Source organism: Gilliamella sp. Lep-s35, assembly GCF_009795845.1.
In the GTDB taxonomy this organism is placed as follows: Bacteria; Pseudomonadota; Gammaproteobacteria; order Enterobacterales; family Orbaceae; genus Gilliamella.
On sequence record NZ_WTEX01000006.1, the window covers coordinates 58,580 to 81,114 of the forward strand.

The 22,535-nt window shown below is 35.6% G+C and carries 20 protein-coding genes and 1 CRISPR repeat array; of the genes, 14 read left to right on the plus strand and 6 right to left on the minus strand.

The genetic code is table 11. The features are described 5' to 3' along the window. The first annotated feature begins 116 nt into the window (after window positions 1-116). The 5 genes from cas3f (at window position 117) to cas6f (ending at window position 7,483) form a co-directional block, all read left to right on the plus strand. The gene (gene cas3f, locus GQ590_RS04270) at window positions 117-3,134 is read left to right on the plus strand and encodes a type I-F CRISPR-associated helicase Cas3f (RefSeq protein WP_160407039.1); all 3,018 of its coding nucleotides are present in this window, start codon (window positions 117-119) and stop codon (window positions 3,132-3,134) included. Between the two features lie 425 nt (window positions 3,135-3,559). Beyond that, a complete protein-coding gene (gene csy1 / locus GQ590_RS04275) occupies window positions 3,560-4,939 on the plus strand; it encodes a type I-F CRISPR-associated protein Csy1 (protein WP_160407036.1) in 1,380 nt (459 codons plus the stop codon). Continuing rightward, the gene (gene csy2, locus GQ590_RS04280) at window positions 4,939-5,862 is read left to right on the plus strand and encodes a type I-F CRISPR-associated protein Csy2 (RefSeq protein WP_160407033.1); all 924 of its coding nucleotides are present in this window, start codon (window positions 4,939-4,941) and stop codon (window positions 5,860-5,862) included. Before csy1 ends, csy2 begins: the two co-directional genes overlap by 1 nt. Before the next feature lie 35 nt (window positions 5,863-5,897). Next, window positions 5,898-6,908: a type I-F CRISPR-associated protein Csy3 gene (gene csy3 / locus GQ590_RS04285; protein WP_160407030.1), complete on the plus strand. Its 1,011-nt coding sequence runs from the start codon at window positions 5,898-5,900 to the stop codon at window positions 6,906-6,908. A 5-nt stretch (window positions 6,909-6,913) separates the two neighbouring features. Continuing rightward, window positions 6,914-7,483, plus strand: coding sequence for a type I-F CRISPR-associated endoribonuclease Cas6/Csy4 (gene cas6f / locus GQ590_RS04290; protein ID WP_160407027.1), 570 nt, complete (start codon window positions 6,914-6,916; stop codon window positions 7,481-7,483). Between the two features lie 137 nt (window positions 7,484-7,620). Beyond that, a CRISPR array of direct repeats spans window positions 7,621-8,548; the repeat unit is 28 nt; unit sequence CTTCAATGCCGTGTAGGCAGTTTAGAAA. Between the two features lie 424 nt (window positions 8,549-8,972). Here the strand turns inward: cas6f and flhA are convergent. The 5 genes from flhA to flgA form a co-directional block, all read right to left on the minus strand. After that, window positions 8,973-11,057 carry a flagellar biosynthesis protein FlhA gene (gene flhA, locus GQ590_RS04295; RefSeq protein WP_160407024.1) on the minus strand — a complete coding sequence of 695 codons (2,085 nt, stop codon included), beginning with the start codon at window positions 11,055-11,057 and terminating at the stop codon, window positions 8,973-8,975. A gap of 17 nt (window positions 11,058-11,074) precedes the next feature. Further along, window positions 11,075-12,202, minus strand: a complete 1,128-nt coding sequence (gene flhB / locus GQ590_RS04300) for a flagellar biosynthesis protein FlhB (protein ID WP_160407021.1) — start codon at window positions 12,200-12,202, stop codon at window positions 11,075-11,077. A gap of 152 nt (window positions 12,203-12,354) precedes the next feature. After that, a complete protein-coding gene (locus tag GQ590_RS04305; RefSeq protein WP_160407017.1) occupies window positions 12,355-12,789 on the minus strand; it encodes a flagella synthesis protein FlgN in 435 nt (144 codons plus the stop codon). 26 nt (window positions 12,790-12,815) lie between these two features. Then, on the minus strand, window positions 12,816-13,109 hold the full coding sequence (flgM, locus tag GQ590_RS04310) for a flagellar biosynthesis anti-sigma factor FlgM (protein ID WP_160407014.1): 294 nt from the start codon (window positions 13,107-13,109) through the stop codon (window positions 12,816-12,818). Between the two features lie 78 nt (window positions 13,110-13,187). Beyond that, complete coding sequence (gene flgA / locus GQ590_RS04315) at window positions 13,188-13,847, minus strand: flagellar basal body P-ring formation chaperone FlgA (protein WP_160422544.1); 660 nt, start codon at window positions 13,845-13,847, stop codon at window positions 13,188-13,190. Between the two features lie 152 nt (window positions 13,848-13,999). Here flgA and flgB point away from each other — a divergent pair, with 152 nt between their 5' ends. The 9 genes from flgB (at window position 14,000) to flgJ (ending at window position 21,296) form a co-directional block, all read left to right on the plus strand. Further along, complete coding sequence (gene flgB, locus GQ590_RS04320) at window positions 14,000-14,410, plus strand: flagellar basal body rod protein FlgB (RefSeq protein WP_160407008.1); 411 nt, start codon at window positions 14,000-14,002, stop codon at window positions 14,408-14,410. A 2-nt stretch (window positions 14,411-14,412) separates the two neighbouring features. Continuing rightward, window positions 14,413-14,823 carry a flagellar basal body rod protein FlgC gene (gene flgC / locus GQ590_RS04325; RefSeq protein ID WP_160407005.1) on the plus strand — a complete coding sequence of 137 codons (411 nt, stop codon included), beginning with the start codon at window positions 14,413-14,415 and terminating at the stop codon, window positions 14,821-14,823. Between the two features lie 13 nt (window positions 14,824-14,836). Then, entirely contained in the window at window positions 14,837-15,574 is a 738-nt protein-coding gene (locus GQ590_RS04330) for a flagellar hook assembly protein FlgD (protein ID WP_202112868.1), read from the plus strand. Window positions 15,575-15,589: 15 nt separating this feature from the next. Beyond that, window positions 15,590-16,801, plus strand: a complete 1,212-nt coding sequence (flgE, locus tag GQ590_RS04335) for a flagellar hook protein FlgE (RefSeq protein ID WP_160407002.1) — start codon at window positions 15,590-15,592, stop codon at window positions 16,799-16,801. Window positions 16,802-16,815: 14 nt separating this feature from the next. Then, on the plus strand, window positions 16,816-17,574 hold the full coding sequence (locus GQ590_RS04340) for a flagellar basal body rod protein FlgF (protein ID WP_091121528.1): 759 nt from the start codon (window positions 16,816-16,818) through the stop codon (window positions 17,572-17,574). A gap of 29 nt (window positions 17,575-17,603) precedes the next feature. Further along, window positions 17,604-18,386, plus strand: coding sequence for a flagellar basal-body rod protein FlgG (flgG, locus tag GQ590_RS04345; RefSeq protein WP_065635947.1), 783 nt, complete (start codon window positions 17,604-17,606; stop codon window positions 18,384-18,386). Between the two features lie 23 nt (window positions 18,387-18,409). Then, window positions 18,410-19,087: a flagellar basal body L-ring protein FlgH gene (locus GQ590_RS04350; protein ID WP_237397805.1), complete on the plus strand. Its 678-nt coding sequence runs from the start codon at window positions 18,410-18,412 to the stop codon at window positions 19,085-19,087. Between the two features lie 50 nt (window positions 19,088-19,137). After that, entirely contained in the window at window positions 19,138-20,208 is a 1,071-nt protein-coding gene (locus tag GQ590_RS04355; protein ID WP_368669153.1) for a flagellar basal body P-ring protein FlgI, read from the plus strand. A gap of 65 nt (window positions 20,209-20,273) precedes the next feature. Beyond that, window positions 20,274-21,296 carry a flagellar assembly peptidoglycan hydrolase FlgJ gene (gene flgJ, locus GQ590_RS04360; protein ID WP_160406994.1) on the plus strand — a complete coding sequence of 341 codons (1,023 nt, stop codon included), beginning with the start codon at window positions 20,274-20,276 and terminating at the stop codon, window positions 21,294-21,296. Window positions 21,297-21,568: 272 nt separating this feature from the next. On the opposite strand, the gene flgL is transcribed toward flgJ, so the two are convergent. Then, window positions 21,569-22,525 (minus strand): flagellar hook-associated protein FlgL, encoded by a 957-nt coding sequence (gene flgL / locus GQ590_RS04365; RefSeq protein WP_160406991.1) that lies wholly within the window; start codon window positions 22,523-22,525, stop codon window positions 21,569-21,571. Between the last annotated feature and the right edge of the window lie 10 nt (window positions 22,526-22,535).

Genomic DNA, 22,535 nt, shown 5'->3' on the forward strand with positions numbered 1-22,535 from the left:
ATAATTTAGAAATCACGCAATTGTTCTTAATAAACAATAAAATGCTCGTTTTTGATACAGAATAATGTTAATTTATTTTCTATATTTCAATCAATTTAATTAGTTATTATCATGATATGATTCATTCTTCTGATTCAAAAAACATTCAATTAATTACAACCATAGCGGCACTACTTCATGATTTAGGTAAAGCAACGATTGGTTTTCAATCTAAATTACGAGCAGAAATGGTGGTGGCGGCTGATCCTTACCGACATGAATGGATTTCGTTACAATTATTTTTATTAATGATTCAAGACTGCACCACGAACGAAGCCTTATTTGATCGATTAGCGCATTTTGATCAATATCAACAACAGAATCCTAATTGGCACAAGCAGCTTACCAAAGTCGACAAAAATGATCTCACGCAGTTACCGTTATTGGCACAATGGATTGCGTGGCTCATTGTGTCGCATCATAGAATGCCGTTTTTAACGACTTCATTAGGTGGTAATAAAAAAAAGAAACAAGAAAAAGATTCATATCTCTCAGGCTTAAAAATAACTACCTTTTATAAAATATTGAATGCAGTTGATGGGTGGGTTAAAAATAGTCATAGTCAACACACTTCACCCAATGATTTTTGGCAGCTTAAAAGCGATATTACCTTAAGCCAGCTTTGGCTGAAAAAACTAAGCCGTTATGCAACCAAAGCCCTAAATCATGTTCCCTTAATGCAATTGTCTAATATTGACGCGTTTTTATTGCATATTTCACGTTTAAGCTTAATGGTGGCTGATCATAACTACTCAAGTTTATCTTTATCAAATGACGAAGCAAAAAGAAATAGGGAAATACTGATTGCTAACACAAATTACCAAAAAGAAGCCAAACAGTGTTTGGATGATCATTTGGTCGGTGTAGCTAATTTTTCAGCCCGTTTTGCTCGTTTATTACCTAAAATAACCACGGAATTACCCGCAATTAATCAACATAAACCCTTTACCAAACGAACAACTATAAAACGATTCCAATGGCAAAATCATGCTTTTGATTTAGCAAAAAGTTATCAAAATGTCTCCGATGAATGTGGCTTTTTTGGTGTGAATATGGCATCGACTGGCTGTGGTAAAACCTTAGCCAATGGGCGGATTATGTATGCGCTTTCAAATCCAAAACGGGGCGTGCGTTTTACCATTGCATTGGGATTACGTGTTTTAACGTTGCAAACAGGTAAAGCATTAAGAGAAAGATTACACTTAAGTGATGAACATCTGGCGATTTTAGTGGGTGGGCGTGCAACAAAAACCTTGTTTGAACTGAGTAAGGAAGACATTGAACAAAACGATTCTCAAAAAAAATCAGAAAACCAAGGTAGTGAATCTATCGAATCGTTACTTGATGAATATATTGATGTAGCTGAAAGTGGTATTGCTGATTGTGAATTAGGTACTATTATCGAAGACAGTAAAGCACGGCAATTACTTTATGCGCCTATTGTGACATGCACAATTGACCATATTATTCAAGCTAGCGAATGTAGCCGAGGCGGTAAATATATTGCACCAACGTTAAGATTGTTAACCTCAGATTTGATTTTAGATGAGCCAGATGATTTTGATCAACACGACTTGCCTGCACTAGCGCGTTTAGTCCATTTAGCTGGATTGTTTGGGAGCAAAGTACTGCTGTCATCGGCGACCTTAACGCCAGATTTAATTGCCGGATTATTTGATGCTTACCAAGCAGGGCGAAAAATTTGGAATCAAAATAACCAATATGCCGATAATGCCATTGTATGTGGTTGGTTTGATGAATATGAACAGTCGATATCACAAATTGCTGATACCAAAACGTTTAGCGATCACCATCAACAATTTGTAGCAATGCGCATTCATCAATTAGCACAAAGTGCAATCCGTCGTCAAGGGTATATTTTAGATCTACTAAATTACCAAGAAAATAAAACAGAAAACCAAAAAATTAATTATGGTGTGCTAGCTAAACAACTATTAGATCAAGCTTATCAATTTCACCAAGATCATCATCAAATTGATAAAAAATCACAAAAAAAGGTAAGTATCGGTTTAATGCGTTTTGCCCATACAGAAGATGTTATTTCACTTACCGAACAAATTTACGAACAAAAGAAGTTACCTAGTGATACTGCTTTTCATATCGTGGTTTATCATGCTCGACAACTGCTGTTATTGCGTAGCCAATTAGAAGAAAAACTTGATAGAATTTTAAATCGCAGTGATGAACAGGCACTATTTAACCAACCTGAAATTTGTCAAGCTATAAAAGGTAGCAAGAAAGAAAATCATATCTTTATTGTGATTGGCACACCAGTCACCGAAGTCGGTCGTGATCATGATTATGATTGGGCGATTGTCGAACCATCATCCATGCGATCTATTATCCAGTTAGTAGGGCGAGTATGGCGTCACCGACCACAAAAAATCGCGCAGAAAGCCAATGTAGCCATATTAGGATCGAATTTAAAAGCAATTGAATCTAATTATCGTACGGATCAAGCCTGTTTTACTAAACCAGGGTTTGAAGAAGAGCAATTATTTTTGCTGAAAACCCATAAAACCCATGAACTAATTCCTGAGCATCAGTTAGTAAATATTGATGCAGTTCCACGTATTAAGTCTTGCCCAGAAGATGGGCTAACGCTAGCCGAATTAGAACATAAGGTCATGGCAGATCTGTTTGCGATTAATGCCCGTAAAAGTAATTATGTGACCAGCTATTGGCAACAAGGCTTAGCTCATCACCATTGTGTGCATTTACAGGCGATTTCACCATTTAGAGGAAATGATGAGACACAAGATGAATATATTTGCCAACTCGACGACGATGGCGATTATCAATTTAGTTATGCAGATATAGCATGGCAAACACCAGATGAACGCTGCGAAGATACCCAAAATAGTATAATTGAATATAAAAACTGGTTATTTGATAATCCTAACATTCAACCTTGGCTAATTAATAGTGTCGAGCAAGCCATAGCAAGAATAACCGAATATTTCCCAAATAAAACGCCATATCGCTTAGCGAATGAATTTTGTAGCGTAAGCTTATATCGTAATAGCAGTTGGTATTTTCATCCTTATTTAGGATTTTATGAAAAGAAAGGATAAAAGAATATTGTTTTTATACTGAAACACATAGTTACCTGAAACTTTTTGACAAAATATCGTCAGGTGCATAATGGTTGCTAGTAAAAGTGAAGTAATTCTTTTATACTGAGTTTTGACAGCCGAATAGGTTGCTGAGAAATGTTAAGTATTTACTTTTCTTTGAAGTGAATTTTACCGCTGAATAAGCGGTCTATAAAAGTGTTAATCTCGGACAGTGTAAATTAGCTAGTTTTATTTATCGTATTGATTTTTTAAATTATTTTTTTTGTGTTTGATGTATCTCACCTGTTAAGTTTTAACTGTTTCTTTGTTTCTTTCTTTTTTATGTTTTATTTTTAGATTATTTTTTGTGTTATTTGCTTGATTTTTAGCAAAGATTATTTTATTCTAATTATATTAAAATTTAAAATAAATAAGGAGGGTCAATGAATAACATATCTTGGCAAGATATAAGAAAGGTAATTTTAGATTTTCTGCAACAACGGCTTGCCAATAATAGTAATTATAAAAGTGAAACCGCTAAGTTAGAAAAAGCAAAAGAGTTAGGCGATCAGGTTGCAGTGAATGAAGCTCAGCAAAAGTTAGCTGAACTCGCTAAACGATTTGATTTTGAAACGTGGATGGAAGATGCCGCTATTCGTCGTATTTCATGGCTTCTTATTGCTACCCATATAGCTAAAGGAGTGCACCCGAGCTCGAAGGCTTGTAACGCAAATTACAATACACAGATAAAGCCTAATAACCTGAATAATTTAGTATCATCTGCTACAGTGAACACTTTGCCTTTTGATGCCAGTGGCGCTGCGGCTTTAGACATATTTGGGTTTTTAAACCAAGTTGTTAAAAATGATATAACAATTTTACAGCTTATTATTAATAATCACCCTGCTGTTCAAGAAGCTTTATCTGATGATAAAAATAAGTCTGCTCTTTATTTGGAAAATTTTAAGCAGTTACTTAAAGATAATTGGAGTGATGCGCAGGCTTCGGAACTTAATAAGCAATTTTTCTGGCCGAATAGTGAAGAAACTTATTTGTCACAGCATGAAAATAATTATCGCTTACTGATTCCACTACATCCTAGTGCTTTGTGCCATTTGGTTTATCAAAAGGTACAAACCCGATTTTCGGAAGAAAATAAAAATGCACGAGAATTGCGTAGAAAAAAAGATGTTGAGCATCAGCCCTATATTTCTTTTCATGATCTTGCTGTTGTCAAACTAGGTGGCAGTAATGCTCAAAATGCAAGCCAACTTATTGGTAGTCAAATGGGACGTAATTTTTTGTTACCTTCCATGCCACCTAAATTTCAAGAATCTCAATTTCCATCGATTTCCAAACACCAAAAAACAATTTTCAATAATACACTGCAATATTTTTGCCGATTTGGTTTTAAATTACTGTTTGATATGGTTAAGGCGCCCAAAAATATTGTAGAAGAAAGAGATGATCGTAAAGATGCATTTGCGGTGATTTTATCATTACTACTTAAGTTTGCTCGTCATATTCAAACTACTCAACCAGCCGGTTGGAGCCGTGATTATTCACTCAATTTTAATGAAAAACTTTGGCTTGATCCACAGCGAGCACAATTAGAGAATGAAGAGGATTTTAAAAAACAGTATGAACAAGGTGATTGGCAACAAAGTCTAGAAAAGCTTTTTGCAACTTGGGTTCAAACTATTTTAAAAGAGAAATTCAAAAATATTAAACAGCAATTTGCCGATCCGGAATTTAGTGAATGGCGCCGTGAATTTAGATCTGCGGTGAAAGCAAGTCAACGTAAACGGGAGGGAATCTTTTAATGGCATTACCAGATTATTATTTATTTTTTGATCATGTCAAAATTCATAATGCTAATGCAATTTCTAGCCCATTAACGTATGGATTTCCTGCTATTTCGGGATTTTTAGGCGCTATTCATGCTTTAAGTCGTAAAATTGAATCAGAAAATCCTATTTATTTAGATGGTGTGTTAATCGCATGTCATGAATGTGATGTACAAGTTTATCGGCCAAACAACTATGCGGATTATACGTTTCGATTAACTCGCAATCCGTTGGCCAAAAACGGTAGTACTCGTTCAATTATTGAAGAAGGTCGAGTACATCTTGATGTATCATTATTAATTGAAGTAAGAATAGAAGATTTAGAAACATTATATGACGCCGAGCAACAGAAAGCCTTTATCCAACAGATGAAACAAAAACTTTACCAACAACGTATAGCTGGTGGTCATGTAGTATCTATAGGGGATGTCAAGTTAATTTCTTCTGATGAATCAGATGCTGATTTAGCTAATTTGCTATTACCCGCATTTATTTTAGTTGAAGCACCACAAGATTTACAAGATATCACTACTGAATTACAGCAACAAGATCCTAATGCTACAGCGCTTGATGCCTTGATTGAAACAGCGATATTGCATCATCATCCACAAGAAAAAGATCACTGGCAAACCACATCGGTTAAACAAGGTCGTGGTTGGCTTGTTCCTTTGCATTTGGGTTATCAAGCTATTTCACCGTTATTTTCAGCGGGTAAGGTTGAACATGCGCGCAGTAATGAGCATGCCACGCAATTTGTGGAGTGTATTTATGGGCTTGGTAAATGGGTCTTTCCTTTACGCTTGAAAGAGAGTTTATCACAGGCTTTTTGGCGTTATAAATGCAGTGAATTGCAATCTAATGATGCAGAAATTTATATTATCAATCAAGAAACTAATTAAGTAAATTTAGAAAATTATAGACTAAGGAATACATTATGAGTAAAGATAAAATGACAACCGCAAGTGTACTTGCTTTTGAACGTAGTTTTGATATTTCAGATGCAATTTTTGCACAGCAAAGTAATACAGATACCAATAAATTATCTCCTGTTGTAGTTACTGAAAAATCAGTCCGAGGCACTATTTCAAATCGTCTTAAAAATGCAGTGGCAAACGATCCAACCAAATTAGATGCTGAAATACAAAAACCAAATTTACAAACAGTAGATGTCGCTTCGTTAGATGCCGATAAAGATACTTTGATCGTTACATGGAGCTGTAAAGTGTTGCCATTTTTAGGTAAACCATCAGTGTGTAATGAGCTTGAATATCAAAAAGAATTAGAAAAAACAACGCAGGGTTATATTCAAACGCAAGGAATGACAGCACTAGCTAAGCGTTATGCTATTAATATCTTAAATGGTCGTTGGTTATGGCGTAACCGTATGGCTGCAGAGCAAATTAGCCTTTCGATTACTCGAAAAGATGATAAAAAGCCAATGATTGAAGTCAATGATGTTAAACAATATCAACTAAACTCATTTGATTATGATGATAAATCGGTGAATGATCTTGCCAAACTGATTGAAGCAGGATTATGTGGTAAAGAGTTTGTGATTTTTAACGTTGAAGCCAAACTGAAGATGGGCTTAGGTCAAGAAGTCTACCCGTCACAAGAATTAATTCTAGATACTGGCAAAACTAAAAGTAAAGTATTGTATGAGAAGAACAAACAAGCGGCCATGCATTCACAAAAAATCAGTAATGCAATTCGAACTATCGACACTTGGTATGACGATAATGTCCAATTTCCAATAGCGATAGAACCATATGGTTCGGTCACCTCAATGGGACATGCCTTCCGACAACCAAAACAGAAATTAGACTTTTATACCCTATTTGATAATTGGGTATTAAAAGGTGAAAAACCATTGCTTGAGCAACAACATTATGTGATTGCGGTATTAATTCGTGGTGGTGTTTTTGGTGCTAGTGGCAAGGAGTAAATAATATGCACTCACACTATTTAGAGCTGCGAGCTATTTCGCAAATTGAGATAACCGAGGTGGACGTGATGAATCAAGTCATGCAGTCACTGCACCAAATCTTGGTTAATCAACAAGGAAATATCGCAATTAGTTTTCCTTGTTACAATGTGCACCGAACATTAGGCGGAGTGATTCGCCTATTTGGTACCGAGCAGGAATTGCAAAAATTTAAAGCAGATATACAGCAAAAATCATCGATTAGTGATTATGCTTTATTGATGCCTATCACTGTAGTACCGACGACGATAAAAGGCTATTTACGTTTTAGCCGTGTCAATCCTAAAGGTCAGAGTGCGTTAAGGCGTGCCGAAAAAAGATTAACAGCACAAGGTAAATGGACACCTGAAGTGAAAAATAAAATGATTGAAAAGTGGGGAAGTGTTCATTTGCAATACCCACATCTTCATTTGAATAGTAAAAGTACAGGGCAAAAATTTATTTTGTGGATAAAGCAAGAAAAATGCCTAGAGCCAGTGCAAGGCACATTTAATAGCTATGGATTAAGCCAAACAGCCACTGTTCCTGATTTTTAAATTTCTAACCCTTTTTTTGGGGATGATTTTAACATATTGATTATTATTGATATTAAAATAGACTCAAAAAAAGGGTAGAAATTGGGTAAAGTGCAGTATGCTCTTTTACAATAAGGCTCTATTGAGATAAAATTCTACTTCAATGCCGTGTAGGCAGTTTAGAAACATGATTTGGGGCAATGAACCCTTTGTCAACGCTTCAATGCCGTGTAGGCAGTTTAGAAAAATTGAGACCTGACTCCGATGCTCCAATTTGACTTCAATACCGTGTAGGCAGTTTAGAAAATGTCATTACCGAAATTACGTAAGTATTCGATCTTCAATGCCGTGTAGGCAGTTTAGAAAATTTTACCGCCATTAAATATTATTGAAAGGGTCTTCAATGCCGTGTAGGCAGTTTAGAAAAATGTATCCATCGATACCGCCACTTTGATTTACTTCAATGCCGTGTAGGCAGTTTAGAAAATGGGAGTCTCACCCTCGTCGAATGTTACGACCTTCAATGCCGTGTAGGCAGTTTAGAAATGAATGTCAAGGTGTTTATAAAAATTTTATTTCTTCAATGCCGTGTAGGCAGTTTAGAAATGTTGATGCTTGAGTTAGCAAAACTTCAAATCCTTCAATGCCGTGTAGGCAGTTTAGAAAGATTTGTGATTGTTACATGCTGAACATTGCTTCTTCAATGCCGTGTAGGCAGTTTAGAAAACGTTGGCAACCGTATGCACAAAGTTATATTGCTTCAATGCCGTGTAGGCAGTTTAGAAAATCGCGCACCGTTGTACATTCTTGCTTCAGAGCTTCAATGCTGTGTAGGCAGTTTAGAAAGTGCTGTGAGTTGATGCTAGGTAATTGTGATACTTCAATGCCGTGTAGGCAGTTTAGAAATGCAGAGTGTTTTGCAACCCATTCATTTGTATCTTCAATGCCGTGTAGGCAGTTTAGAAATACCCAATGACGATAACACCAAGCTCGTGTAACTTCAATGCCGTGTAGGCAGTTTAGAAATGTTGATAGGGCACCATAACCAACACCGCCTACTTCAATGCCGTGTAGGCAGTTTAGAAATTGTTCAGATTTAAATAGCATCATTGTTGTAACTTCAATAATCATTAAGTCCCACAATATAACCCTTTCAATGTGGTTTAACCGTATTATAAAAGTGAATAAATCGCTTAAACTTTTGTTTTCTTTTTTTGAATATTTGTTGATTATGCTAGATTTCAATTAAAGTCTGTATCGCTTTTTTTGGCTTTTTTAATCTTGAAACGGTATAGAATCCTGAATATTTTTTACAAAAATATAACCTAAAAAGTAAACAGTTCAACTTTAGCTAAATCAGTGATGGTTAGCTTTGTTTATGATATCAGCGCCATATCTCTTGTATGTGATATGGCGTTAGTTTGCTTTTTTATGGATATTTATTATCGTAGTGTCTTAAATTACTGTAAAAAAGAAATAATTACTACACATTATTAGTATAATAAGATCACTATTCAGCCCCAATTTGCGTACTCACTTTTATCTCTCTGTTATCGGTAATTTCTAAATTCGATAGCACCGCTAATTGAGGAAAATTAGGTCTTAAAAATTGTGAAAGCATTGGCCTTAATGTATGGTTTACTAATAATACAGGTGGTGCACCAATAGCTTCTTGTTGATTAAGCGCTATTTGTAGTTGCTCAATAATATGTTCAGCAAGCCCTGGTTCAAAATTGCTGGTATTTTGCAGTGCTTGTAATAATAAACGTTCTAAGTTGATATTTAACCCTATTACATTGATTGGGTCTGTACCTGGGAACCATTGTTGTGTAATTACTCTACCTAATGCTATTCTTACTATACTAAGTAATTGATAAACATCATTTTGAATTGGTGCATGTTCACAGATTGTTTCAATGATGGTTCGCATATCACGAATTGAAACCTTTTCTGCGATCAAGTTTTGCAGTATTTTATGGAAAGTGGTTAATGTTACAACATTAGGAATAAAATCTTCTACTAATTTGGGAATCTCTTGTTTTATTCTGTCTAATAGCTCTTGGGTTTCTAATCGACCTAATAAATCGCTAGCAAACTGTTGTAGTAAATGATTAAAATGAGTAGCGATCATGGTGCTTGTATCTACGACGGTATACCCTAATATTTGCGCATTTTCTTTATTGCTTTCATCTATCCAAACCGCAGGTAATCCAAAAGCTGGCTCAGTTGTTGGAGTGCCTTCAATGGTTTCTGCTACATTACCGGGGTTAATAGCTAACCATTTATTATTAACAATTTCACCTTTACCAATTTCTCCCCCTTTTATGAAGATTTTATATTGATAAGGTGCTAATGAAAGATTGTCTCTTATATGCACTTGTGGTGGTAAAAAGCCAAGTGTTTGAGCAAATTTTTTCCGTAAACTGCGGATCCTTCCAAGCAACTCGCCATTTTGAGTTTGATCTACCATTGGGATTAGTCCGTATCCTACCTCCATAGCTAAGATATCTTCAATATTAACATCTGACCAAGTTGCTTCAATGTTGGCTGGCATGGTTGCCTGTACTTCTTTAGTTTTATTTGTGATTTGTGGTTCAGTTTTTTTCTGTTTTATTAGCCACCAAGCGATAATAGATAAAAAAGCAGTAAATAATAAAAATACAAGATTCGGCATTCCTGGAATTAGTCCTAATAAGCCAATCACCACTGCAGTTAAAATAAGGACTTGTGGATTATTAAATAGCTGCTTGAGCATCTGTTCGCTGACATTTTCTTGCGATGTGACTCGTGTAACAATAACACCAGCGGCAGTTGAGATAATCAGTGAAGGAATTTGTGCAACTAAACCATCACCAATGGTGAGTAAAACATAAGTCTTGCTAGCATCTGAAAATGGCATACCGTGTTGAACCATACCAACTAGTAAGCCTCCGATAATGGTAATTGCCATTATTAGTAATCCAGCAATGGCATCACCGCGTACAAATTTACTTGCTCCATCCATTGAACCATAAAAATCAGCCTCTTGTGTAACTTCGGCACGGCGTGCTTTGGCTTCATCTTCTCCAATTAGACCTGCGTTAAGATCAGCATCAATTGCCATTTGTTTACCTGGCATACCGTCTAATGCAAAGCGTGCGCCAACTTCGGCGATTCTTCCTGCTCCTTTAGTAATAACCATAAAGTTAATAATGACTAAAATAATAAACACCACAATACCGATAGCAAAGTTACCCCCTACTAAAAAGTGGCCAAAGGCTTCAATAACGCGCCCAGCGGCGTCACTACCTGTATGTCCTTTTAATAACACAACTCGCGTTGAAGCGACATTTAATGATAGCCGTAATAAAGTTGCAAAAAGTAAGATAGTTGGAAATGCAGCAAAATCAAGCACACGTTTAGTAAACAATGCGACTATCAAGATAACAATTGATAACGTAATATTAAATGTAAAAAACAGGTCCAAAATAAATGCAGGCAGGGGTAATACCATCATCGAAAGAATCAATAAAATTAGCAAAGGACCAGCTAAGATTTGATAACGACCATTTTTTGTATTATTTGATAATAAATTAAGTAGTTTAGATTTAATCATAAGACTAGTTATTACCTTTATTTATTTACGGATAGTGATTCAGGTATGGGTAAATTATTTGGCGCTATTGGTTTATCGCCACCATATTTATGCCACTGTTTTAATTGATATACCCAAGCTAAAATTTGCGCAACAGCCGCATATAATTCAATTGGAATAGTTTCGCTTATTTCACCATGACGATACAAAGCCCGCGCAAGTGGAGGAGCTTCTAATTGCGGAATATTATGTTCACTGGCAATTTCTTTAATACGTAGCGCAATTTTATCTGTGCCTTTGGCCAATAATTTTGGTGCCATCATTGTTTTTTCATCGTATTGCAGAGCAACCGCATAATGGGTTGGGTTGGTAACAATGACATTTGCTTTCGGCACATCTTTCATCATACGGCGTCTTGCCATTGCTTGTTGCATTTGACGAATTCGCCCTTTGATTTGCGGATTACCTTCTTGTTCTTTAAATTCATCTTTAATCTCTTGTTTTGACATTTTTAATTTTTTCAAATTACTCCAAATTTGATAAAAGATATCAAAACCGACCATTGGTACTAAAGCGATAACACTAAGAATCCCACAAAGAATAACTAATTGTGTTGATTTGGCTAATGCATTATTTAAATACATATTAGGTAATGAGAGCATGTCATAAAAATGATGCATTAAAAACAGTGTTGAAGTTATAGTAATTAGTATTACTTTAAGCACACTCTTTAACAATTCAGAAAGAACTCTAGTGCTAAATAACCTGCCAAATCCTGATATTGGATTGAGTTTTTTAAAATTAGGTTTAATTGATTGTAGACTAAATAGTAATCCGCCAACACAAAGTGGTGCAAATATAGCAATAATAACTAACCCCAAAAAAATTGGTAAAACTGCCCAAAAACCATGGATTAATAAGTTAACTAAATTAAAGACCATTAATCTGTCATCAGTTTTATACGAAACCTTGATTGCAGTTTTTATCATTGTGATTAATTGGTTAACTAAATGTGATCCCATTACTGCAAATAAAAAGATACCTATTAACAATATTAACAGAGAAGTTAATTCTCGAGATCTTGGGATCTGTCCCTTTTCTTTAGCCTTTTTAATTTTGCTATCGGTAGGTTGTTCACTTTTATCTAGATCACTATCGTCAGCCATGATGAAATTAAATAAAACTTTATAGTTTGATTAAAATTTACAATGCTAACAGTATGAACTAATTACTCACAAGTTATTGGCTTAATAAGAGGGTATTTTTGTGGGTATTTATCGAGTTTGCTAACAATAACATCAACAAATATCAATTCTCCTTAAACTTTAGCTCGTTTTGATGAGATAACATCTGTTTGTTGATAGCCATGATTAGTATAAACTGCTGGGCTATTCATATTTTTAAGATAATTGATCGATTGTTGGGTTATGTTCATACGATTTTGAATGATTATCCCGTTATCACGATTTATCTTTGACAATAATACCGTTGTGTTAGTAATTGATAGCCAATGTTCTGCAATTGTTGGGCTTTCTTCATAAGGTGGTTGAATATTAAATTGTTTACTTAATTTTATACGCTTTTCATCTAGTAACTTTAACTCAATCAGGAGTTGACTTTTTTTATTAATAATTTCATTTAATTGATTGGTTAAGCTATTTTCAATTAATAACTTTTGCTCGGTTTGCAAAATTCCTGAAAGTGTTTGTAGCATTTCTGTTATTTTATTTAGGGTATTATTGAGTTCTATCATTTTGTATTCCTATAATTGTCTTATCTTCAAACACGTTGTAGTAATTGTTTAATTAATTTATCTGCAATTTTATGTGTATCAATAGCCAAGGTGCCGTTGGTAATGGCTTGTTTTATTTTTTCAATTTTTTCGATATCAATATCTTGGTCGGTTGAGTGTAAAAGATCCATTGAATGTTGAGTTATGCTTACTTTAGTACTCACATTCGCACTGTTTTTTGCTTGTACAGATACTGTTTCACTTTTATGTTGCTCATTGACAACACCACGCTTAAGTAGTCCTGATATGGTTGTAACGGATTTTGTTGCATCTATACTCATAAAATACCTTTAATCAAATTGACGATTTAAGTGATTTGTTTAGTTTTATTATCGGCAATAATAAAAAAATCATTAATATTATTTGTTGAAAATAATTACTCCTTGGTGAGTAAGTGTTCCTTCAACAACCTTATTAGAATTTAGCTTAACTCTAATTTTATCATTTAACGCAGCATTACTTAGGCTTTTACCACTTGTTGACACTTCATAACCCTCACCATAAATTATTACTTTAATTGTTTGACCTGCTTTTACTAGCCAGCTATTTTGAAGCATTGTTGTTTTTATTGGTTCGTCCTGATTGATATTACGCAAAGCGATACGATTAAGCACATCAACTTCATTTAAAATAACCGAAGAAGGTAATTTATCTAGCCGACCTGATTGTATGCGAATATGATCTTTATCTATTACCGCTCCTGCATTTATTGTTTTTTTAGCAACAATATAGTTACCCACTGCAGCAACATGAATTTGGATAAATTTTTTCTTATTATCACATTGCGCACTAATAGTTATGTTACCCAACAATTTTTTTTTATCTAATAATGAAAGTATTGGTGTATTGCAATCCAATTTAGGTTTAGCGGTAAGATAAGTAATTACAATCTCATCAGGTTTATAGCTAAATTGTTGCGATAGTAAATTATTAATCTGTTTATCAAGTGAATTAGCAAAAACTGTATTCGAACTAAATAGCATAAAAATAGCGAACATTAATTTTGTAATTTTAATCATATTTACTTGTTTTGAATTATTCATAAACTGATTTTACTTTATCATTGCATTAAATGAATCTTGAAATAAGGGCAATTTTTATCGTTATTTCTTCAATGACTTTTTTTTGATTGGCTTAAAATTCTCACTATCAAAAAAAGTGAGACAATTTTATGTTTGATAAATTAGATACATTTGTTAATTTTCATCAGCAAGCATTAAATATAAGAGAAAAACGGCAAAATATATTATCTGCAAATATTGCCAATAGTGATACTCCTAACTATCAAGCTAGAGATATTGATTTTAACGCTGAACTCATTAAGGCGCTTAACAACCAGAGCAATATTAATCATTTCAACCTAAATACAACCGCATGTAATCATATCCAAGGCGCGGTATCACCTAAGCCTAATCAAAATGTGCTTTATCGAATTCCTTATCAGGCATCAGCCGATGGTAATACTGTCGAAATGGATCAAGAGCGCACTGCTTTTATTGATAATAGTATTCACTACCAAAGCAATTTAACGTTTTTAAGTGAACAGTTTAAAAATGTTATGTCAGTATTACAAAAAGGATAATAATGATGAGCTTTTCTATTTTTGCAATATCTGGGTCAGCATTAATGGCGCAAACCCAACGAATGAATGTTAGCGCTAGTAATTTAGCCAATGCTGATAGTGTAACAAGTACATCAGGTAAGGCTTATCGCGCCAAGCAAGTTGTTTTTCAAGTAGATAACCAAGGTTTCCCTAGTAATAGTATTGCAGGGGTTAAAGTGTCGCAGGTTATTGAAGACCCAACACCAATGAATTTAGTTTATGAACCTAATCACCCTTTAGCCGACTCAAAAGGCTATATTCAAAAACCAAATGTCGATGCGGTTGCCGAAATGGTTAATACCATTTCAGCATCACGAAGTTATCAAGCAAATATTGAAGTCATTAATACAGCAAAAACGTTAATGCTAAAAACATTGACATTAGGACAATAACAAGGAGTGACTGGTGGGCGTATCAAATGTACTGGTTTCAGAATCTTCAGGTGTAAAAAATCTTCAAGCAAAACAAAAAAATACGTCAGATGGTAACTCTAGTAAAGAGTTGCAGGATAATTTTTTAACGTTATTAATTGCACAAATGAAAAACCAAGATCCAACAAACCCAATGGATAATAGTCAGTTAACCTCGCAACTTGCTCAAATTAATACGTTAGCAGGAATCGAAAGGCTTAACACCTCATTAGGCATCGTTTCGGGGCAGATTGACGATAGTTTATCGGTTAATGCCAGCAATATGATTGGTAAAGGGGTTATGGTCCCAGGTAATAAAATTTTAGTGGCAACCTCGGATCCTAATGGCATCAATACATTTGATGATACAAAGCCAGATAAAGAAACTATCACAACGCCTTTTGGTTTTGAATTGATGCGTGATGCAGATTCAGTGGTTATAACCATTCAAGATGAAAAAGGCAATGTGGTTCGTGAAGTCGATTTAGGCGCTATTCCTGCTGGGGTCAGCTCTTTTACTTGGGATGGCATTTTAAATGATGGAACAATTGCGCCTGATGGGAGTTATACCTTTTCGGTCAATGCCACTAATGATGGGCAAAAAGTATTCTCTACACCATTATCTTATTCAGTTGTGTATGGCGTGATTAACAGCAAGGTTAACAATAAAGTATTACTTGATTTAGGTATTCTTGGTTCTATTAGTATTGACGAAGTTCGTCAAATTCTTTAAAGGAGATGAAGTTCTATGGGATTTTCTCAAGCAGTAAGTGGCATGAATGCTGCATCAAAACAGTTAGATGTTATTGGTAATAACATCGCTAACTCAGCAACAGTCGGTTTTAAAAGCGCAAGTATCTCGTTTGCTGATATTTATGCCGGTTCAAAAGTTGGAATGGGCGTAAAAGTCGCTAGTGTGATGCAAAATTTCAATGATGGCACAGCAACAACGACCAATAACAGCTTAGATGTTGCGATTTCAGGAAATGGCTTTTTTCGCTTAGTCGATAGTAATGGTCAAATTTACTATACCCGTAATGGGCAATTTCAATTGGATGCCGAACGAAATATTGTGTCTACTGATGGCTTACAACTGACGGGGTATCTTGCAACAGGAACGCCACCAAAAGTGCAGCAAGGCGCAGCACCAGGACCATTAAAAATTTCGCAAGAAATGTTAAATGCATCGGCTACAACAAAAGCTTCTTTGCAAACCAATTTAAATTCAAATAGCAAAGTGCCAACAAAACAACCTGTTAACGCACTTGATGCTGATACGTTCAATTACTCTACAACCATTACCACTTACGACTCTTTGGGGAATCAACGTAATGTTCAGCTTTTTTATGTAAAAACGGCAGATAACCAATGGGATGTTCATTACCTTGATAGTAGTGATCCTAATGCAACTTTACAAAGAATTGGGCAAATGGAATTTGATTCTTCTGGTAAATTAATCAGCGATCCTGAAATGACTATTAATATTAATGGGTTAAATGGTTCAGCGGATAACACCTTTACTCTATCATTAGCAAATAGTTCTCAACAAAATATGGGCAAAGAAGTCGGCAGCATAAAAACGCCAATAGTTGATGGCTATGCGCCGGGTGATTTAGTTGGCTATAGTATTAATGATGATGGTTCGATTTATGGTGTTTATTCAAATCAGCAAACAATGTTATTAGGTCAAATTGCTATGGCTGATTTTGCTAATGTTAACGGCTTAGAATCAGCAGGTAACAATAATTGGCGATCAACAATTAACTCTGGTACTGAAGTTTTAGGTGCGGCAGGTTCTGGCACATTTGGCTCACTAACCAGTGGTGCGGTTGAATCATCAAATGTTGATATGAGCCAAGAATTAGTGAATATGATTGTTGCTCAGCGTAATTACCAATCTAATTCGCAAACTATTAAAACGCAGGATCAGATCCTAAATACGTTAGTTAATTTACGTTAATTAAAAGGTTATTTATGGATCGTGTAATTTATACAGCAATGTCGGCAGCAAGTCAGACGCTTAATCAACAGGCAATCACTAGCCATAACCTAGCCAATGTCTCTACAACTGGGTTTCGAGCTCAGTTAACAGCAATGAAAGCAGTACCTATTGTTGGCAGTCAAACGAAGCAGACACGAACCATGGTTACAGCAACAACGCCAATGTTTGATTCAGCAATGGGTGAATTTAATTACACAGGTAGAAATTTAGATGTTGCTTTAGCTCAAGATCATTGGTTAGCCATACAACTTCCTGATGGTAGTGAAGCTTATACGCGTAATGGCGCTATTCAAATTGACCAAAACGGCACACTAAATGTTCAAGGATACCCTTTAGTTGGTGATAATGGCGTTTTAACTGTGCCACAACAATCGCAAGTAAGTATAAGCAGTGATGGAACGCTTTCAGCATTGGGTGCAGGCAATAAGCCAACCACTATTGCCCAAGCAGGTAAAATCAAAAAAGTGCATCTTGAACGTCATGAAATTGTTCGTGGTGATAATGGCTTTTTTCAACTAACCGACGAAGCACGCAACCAACGAGGTGCTGTATTGCAAGATAATCCTCAAGCGAAACTCATGTCAGGCGTATTAGAAGGCAGTAATGTCAATCCTGTTTCGACAATGGTTGATTTGATAAGTCATTCTCGACAGTTTGAAATGCAGATGAAAGAAATCATGACGGCTGATGAAAATGCACAAAAAGCGAATCAAATTTTATCGCTAACTTAAATTTATTAATGTATTAAGGTAGGAAGAAAATGATTAAATCATTATGGATTGCAAAAACTGGCTTAACGGCACAGCAAATGAATATGGATATTATCTCTAATAATTTGGCCAATGTTAGTACCAGTGGTTTTAAAAGACAAAGAGCCGTATTTGAAGATTTATTATATCAAACCGTTCGTCAACCTGGCGCACAATCTTCAGAGCAAACAACTTTACCATCTGGTTTGCAAATTGGTACTGGCGTTCGCCCTGTTGCAACAGAGCGTTTACATAGCCAAGGAAATTTAGAAGCCACTGATAATAGTAGTGATATTGCGATTAATGGTCAGGGATTCTTTCAGGTTTTATTACCTGATGGAACACAAGCTTATACTCGTAATGGTTCGTTTCAAGTTAACCAAAATGGTCAATTAGTTACGGCTGCAGGCTATGAAATTCAGCCCACCATTACAATTCCATCTAATGCAACAAAAATGACGGTTGCCCGTGACGGCGTAGTAAATGTGACGTTAGCTAATCAATCAACACAAGTGCAAGTTGGGCAATTAACGTTACATACATTCATGAATGATACTGGGCTTGAAAGCATTGGTGAAAACCTGTATTTAGAAACCGAAAGCTCAGGAACATCGACCGAAAATACCCCAGGATTAAATGGTGCTGGATTGCTATATCAAGGCTACACTGAAACCTCTAATGTCAACGTTGCTGAGGAGCTAGTTAATATGATTCAAGTCCAACGGGCTTATGAAATTAATAGTAAAGCCATTTCGGCATCTGATCAAATGTTACAGCGTTTAAATCAGTTATAAACATTAGCCATATGATAAACAAAATGAGATATTTTTATATTTTAATTGCTTTCTTTTTGTTTAGCTGTGCACAGTTGCCTAAAAAAGCATTAGTTGAAGGCGAAACTAGCATAGTGCCACAAATGCCCGAAATTGTGAACACCAGTGGATCGATTTATCAAGCTGCTCAACCTAGCAGCTTTGGTTATCAGCCGATGTTTGAAGATCGTCGCCCTCGTCATGTAGGAGATGTGTTAACTATTGTTCTGCAAGAAAACGTTAGCGCCAGTAAAAGTTCATCTATTAATGCGGGGCGTAATGGCTCGGTAAATTTAGGGGTAAAAAAAATCCCCACTTTTTTAGATGGATTAGTTGGTCGAGGCAAAGCCGAAACTGATCTTTCTGGAAGCAATGACTTTAAAGGTTCAGGTGGCGCAAACGCTAAAAATACATTTAGCGGCACTATCACGGTTACCGTTCAAGATGTCATGATTAATGGTAATTTAAAAGTAATTGGTGAAAAACAGATTGCGATTAATCAAGGTACCGAATTTATCCGTTTTTCGGGGGTGGTTAACCCAAGAACCATAAGCGGTAATAACACCGTTATATCAACACAAGTTGCCGATGCTCGCATTGAATATGTTGGCAATGGCTATATTGACGAAGCACAAACAATGGGCTGGTTACAGCGTCTATTTTTAAATCTTTCACCATTTTAACGAGTCTGATTATGATAAAAAAACTGCGTTCCTTTTTTAGTGTTATCTTTATGATGATATTGGTCATACCGAATGGACATGCTGAACGTATACGTGATCTAGTCACTATTGAAGGTGTAAGAGAAAACGCATTAGTTGGCTATGGCATTGTTGTGGGTCTTGATGGAACTGGCGATCAAACATCACAAACCCCCTTCACCATTCAAAGCATCACCAACATGTTATCTCAACTGGGTATTACCGTGCCATCAGGAAGCAATATGCAACTGAAAAATGTTGCTGCGGTAATGGTGACAGCTAAATTACCCTCTTATTCACGAGTTGGACAAAAAATTGATGTCGTCGTATCTTCACTAGGTAATGCTAAAAGCTTACGAGGTGGCACATTAATTATGACGCCATTAAAAGGCGCTGATAATCAAGTCTATGCCATTGCTCAAGGTAATCTTTTTGTTGGTGGAATGGGCGCAAGCAATAAAGGAAGCAGCGTGAGTATTAACCAAATGGCGGGCGCTTCAATTCCTAATGGCGCAACAATTGAACGCGAGCTTGCAATCAACTTAAATGAACAAAACGTTATTCATTTACACCTTAACGAATTTGATTTTACCCGAGCGTTAAAAATTTCGGACGCAATTAACAGACTACAAAAAAATATCGCTGTCGCCTTAGATGGCATAACAATCGCTTTGCAAATGCCAAAAGAAAATACTGCAAGAGTTAAGCTGTTATCACAAATACAAAATCTTGAAATAGCCACAACACCTATTTCGGCAAAAGTGGTAATCAATACTCGCACTGGCGTTGTTGTGATGAACCAAAAGGTTAGGTTAGACAATTGTGCTGTGGCGCATGGTAATTTGTCGGTGGTTATTAATCGTAAACTTAATGTTAGCCAACCCAATACGCCGCTTGCTGGTGGTGCGACGGTTGTCACTCCTGAAAATCAAATCAGTGTAGAACAAGAAGGGGGCGCACTGCATAACCTAGCCTCAGGTGCAGATTTAAATCATGTAATTAATTCGCTCAATGTGCTCGGCGCTAATCCGACCGAATTAATGTCGATACTTGAAGCACTAAAAACAGCAGGTTGCTTACATGCAGCTTTAGAAACAATTTAACTTATTTGTCATTACATGGTTTGTGAGTAATATAAATTAAGCATGATAAAAAAAGAAAATACATTATGAATAATAAAATAAGTCAATCTTTAAATCATTTTGCTTATGATTTTTCTGGGCTTAATCAATTAAAACGCAATGTTGCAAATGGCTCGGCAGGAAGCATTAGGCAAGTCGCCGAGCAGTTTGAAACGTTATTTATCAATATGATGATGCAGTCAATGCGCAAAGCAGTGCCAGAAAGTGGTTTATTTAATCATTCCGCTACACAACTGTTTACTTCAATGTTTGATCAGCAAATTGCACAGCAAGCAGCGGGCAAAGGATTTGGACTGGCCGATATCATTACTAAACAATTAAGTCATCATGCATCGCCATCAACAAAGATAAATTTACAATCAAATACCAATAATACCTCGCAAAATCTTAGTTTAGCGCAGTCTTTATTTAGTGATATATCAGCTAATATATCGCCTCAGGCATTAGGGCAAATGCTTTATCGCCAGCATAAGACAAATCTGGCAACTAACTCAACCAATGAATTATCGTTAAAAACACCAATAAAAGATGGAAAAGACGAACATATTGTTAAATTTGTAACCGAATGGCTTGAACCTGCCAAGCAGGCTGCAAAACATTCAGGCATTCCTTACGAAATTATCATTGCACAAGCAGCATTAGAAACAGGCTGGGGACAAAAGCAAATAAAGACAGAAAATAATCAATCAAGTCACAATTATTTTGGAATTAAAGCGACTCGATCGTGGCAGGGAGGCTCAACGCAATTAACTACTCAAGAATTTATCAATAATAAGATGATAAAAATCAAAGACCAATTTAGAGTCTACAATAGTAAACAACATGCACTTACCGATTATATTAATTTATTAACAAATAATCCTCGTTATCGTGCTGTAGTTAATGCGCTAGACGCCAGAACGGCAGCTAAAGCATTACAAGAGGCCAATTATGCCACCGATCCAAATTACAGTGATAAACTCATTCAAATCATTGGACGTATTGAACAAATAGCCCAAAATAATCCACCAACAAAAGTGTCGGGGTTTAGGCAAATTGCGTTTAATTGATGGTAGGAATACTGGATTTAAATACAATACATAATATGCCGTTTATGTAAACGACGAGTGATTAAACCACACTAAAAAATCAGTCAGAAATGCATTGATTTTATTTAAGTTTTTATTTTTATGTTAATTATATAATTACATTGATTGCTTATCTAGCATGATATAGCATTACTTATTGAGCATTTCTGCAAAAAAGGAGGCGTTAAGCCTCCTATAGGGGATGAATTATTTTAGGGGGGTAAAATCACGTTGTACAAATCAGCATGCAATGTTTATTTCATTTGAAACAGTGACATACTTTGCATTGTCATAAAGGTGTATTGTGCTGCTTGTAAATTTGCTTGTAGTATGGCGTATTCTGAAATGGCATCATACCAATCTACATCTTCAAATTGACTAATTTGTGTTTGGAATTCAATATCTAATGTTTTGCCTAGTGTGATGAGTCTGTTTACTTCAGATAATACCGAGCCACCTTCTGCTCTAAGCGTTGAAATATTGCTAAATGAATTGTCGACACCATTGCGAGCTTTTGATAACCCTTCTCTAAATGCCTCAACACTTTTTTCATCATCATAATTTAAGTCTGCTTTTAATGCATCGAGTGCATAATCGATACTGGCAAAAATATTGCTTTCAGCTGGTGAGCCATCGGCATTTTTGACATTGGCATCTGTCATAAATACTTCAATACCTGTAAAACTTGCCGAAACCTCTCTTGAATCATCAATTAAAACATTAATAGAGGTACTTCCGCCAATATAGGTGATTTCGCCTGATTCATTTTTTATAAAAGGAGGCGTATCATTTTTTTTGCCAGCAAAAATATAGTTACCGTTTGTGTCTTTTGAGTTAGCTAACGAAAATAGTTGATCTTTTAAACCTTGTAATTTATTGGCAATATCTAGCCTATTTTCTTCATTTAATGTTTCATTAGCGGCATAAACTAAGGTTTCTTGAATTGATTGAATAACGGTATTGATTTCCGACAAAAGTGTATCTTGGCGACTTAGTGTTTTTTCAGTACTTTCGCGCGTAGCTTGAAATTGTTCATTTTGAGCTTGCGCTTGTTTTAATATTAATGACTGTGCAGCCCCCATAGGATCATCTGAAGGCGTTAAAATTTTTTTTCCTGTTGCTAGATGTAAACCGGATTTTTGCCATTTGCTGTTAGTATTTAAAATACTTTGTGTATTTTTTTGATAAAGTGAGTTTGTACTAAGGCGCATTTTTTATCCT

Coding starts and splice junctions, on each gene's coding strand:
- cas3f (WP_160407039.1), top strand. CDS start 117: ATGATTCATTCTTCTGATTCAAAAAACATTCAATTAATTACAACCATA.
- csy1 (WP_160407036.1), top strand. CDS start 3,560: ATGAATAACATATCTTGGCAAGATATAAGAAAGGTAATTTTAGATTTT.
- csy2 (WP_160407033.1), top strand. CDS start 4,939: ATGGCATTACCAGATTATTATTTATTTTTTGATCATGTCAAAATTCAT.
- csy3 (WP_160407030.1), top strand. CDS start 5,898: ATGAGTAAAGATAAAATGACAACCGCAAGTGTACTTGCTTTTGAACGT.
- cas6f (WP_160407027.1), top strand. CDS start 6,914: ATGCACTCACACTATTTAGAGCTGCGAGCTATTTCGCAAATTGAGATA.
- flhA (WP_160407024.1), bottom strand. CDS start 11,057: ATGATTAAATCTAAACTACTTAATTTATTATCAAATAATACAAAAAAT.
- flhB (WP_160407021.1), bottom strand. CDS start 12,202: ATGGCTGACGATAGTGATCTAGATAAAAGTGAACAACCTACCGATAGC.
- GQ590_RS04305 (WP_160407017.1), bottom strand. CDS start 12,789: ATGATAGAACTCAATAATACCCTAAATAAAATAACAGAAATGCTACAA.
- flgM (WP_160407014.1), bottom strand. CDS start 13,109: ATGAGTATAGATGCAACAAAATCCGTTACAACCATATCAGGACTACTT.
- flgA (WP_160422544.1), bottom strand. CDS start 13,847: ATGATTAAAATTACAAAATTAATGTTCGCTATTTTTATGCTATTTAGT.
- flgB (WP_160407008.1), top strand. CDS start 14,000: ATGTTTGATAAATTAGATACATTTGTTAATTTTCATCAGCAAGCATTA.
- flgC (WP_160407005.1), top strand. CDS start 14,413: ATGATGAGCTTTTCTATTTTTGCAATATCTGGGTCAGCATTAATGGCG.
- flgE (WP_160407002.1), top strand. CDS start 15,590: ATGGGATTTTCTCAAGCAGTAAGTGGCATGAATGCTGCATCAAAACAG.
- GQ590_RS04340 (WP_091121528.1), top strand. CDS start 16,816: ATGGATCGTGTAATTTATACAGCAATGTCGGCAGCAAGTCAGACGCTT.
- flgG (WP_065635947.1), top strand. CDS start 17,604: ATGATTAAATCATTATGGATTGCAAAAACTGGCTTAACGGCACAGCAA.
- GQ590_RS04350 (WP_237397805.1), top strand. CDS start 18,410: ATGAGATATTTTTATATTTTAATTGCTTTCTTTTTGTTTAGCTGTGCA.
- GQ590_RS04355 (WP_368669153.1), top strand. CDS start 19,138: ATGATGATATTGGTCATACCGAATGGACATGCTGAACGTATACGTGAT.
- flgJ (WP_160406994.1), top strand. CDS start 20,274: ATGAATAATAAAATAAGTCAATCTTTAAATCATTTTGCTTATGATTTT.
- flgL (WP_160406991.1), bottom strand. CDS start 22,525: ATGCGCCTTAGTACAAACTCACTTTATCAAAAAAATACACAAAGTATT.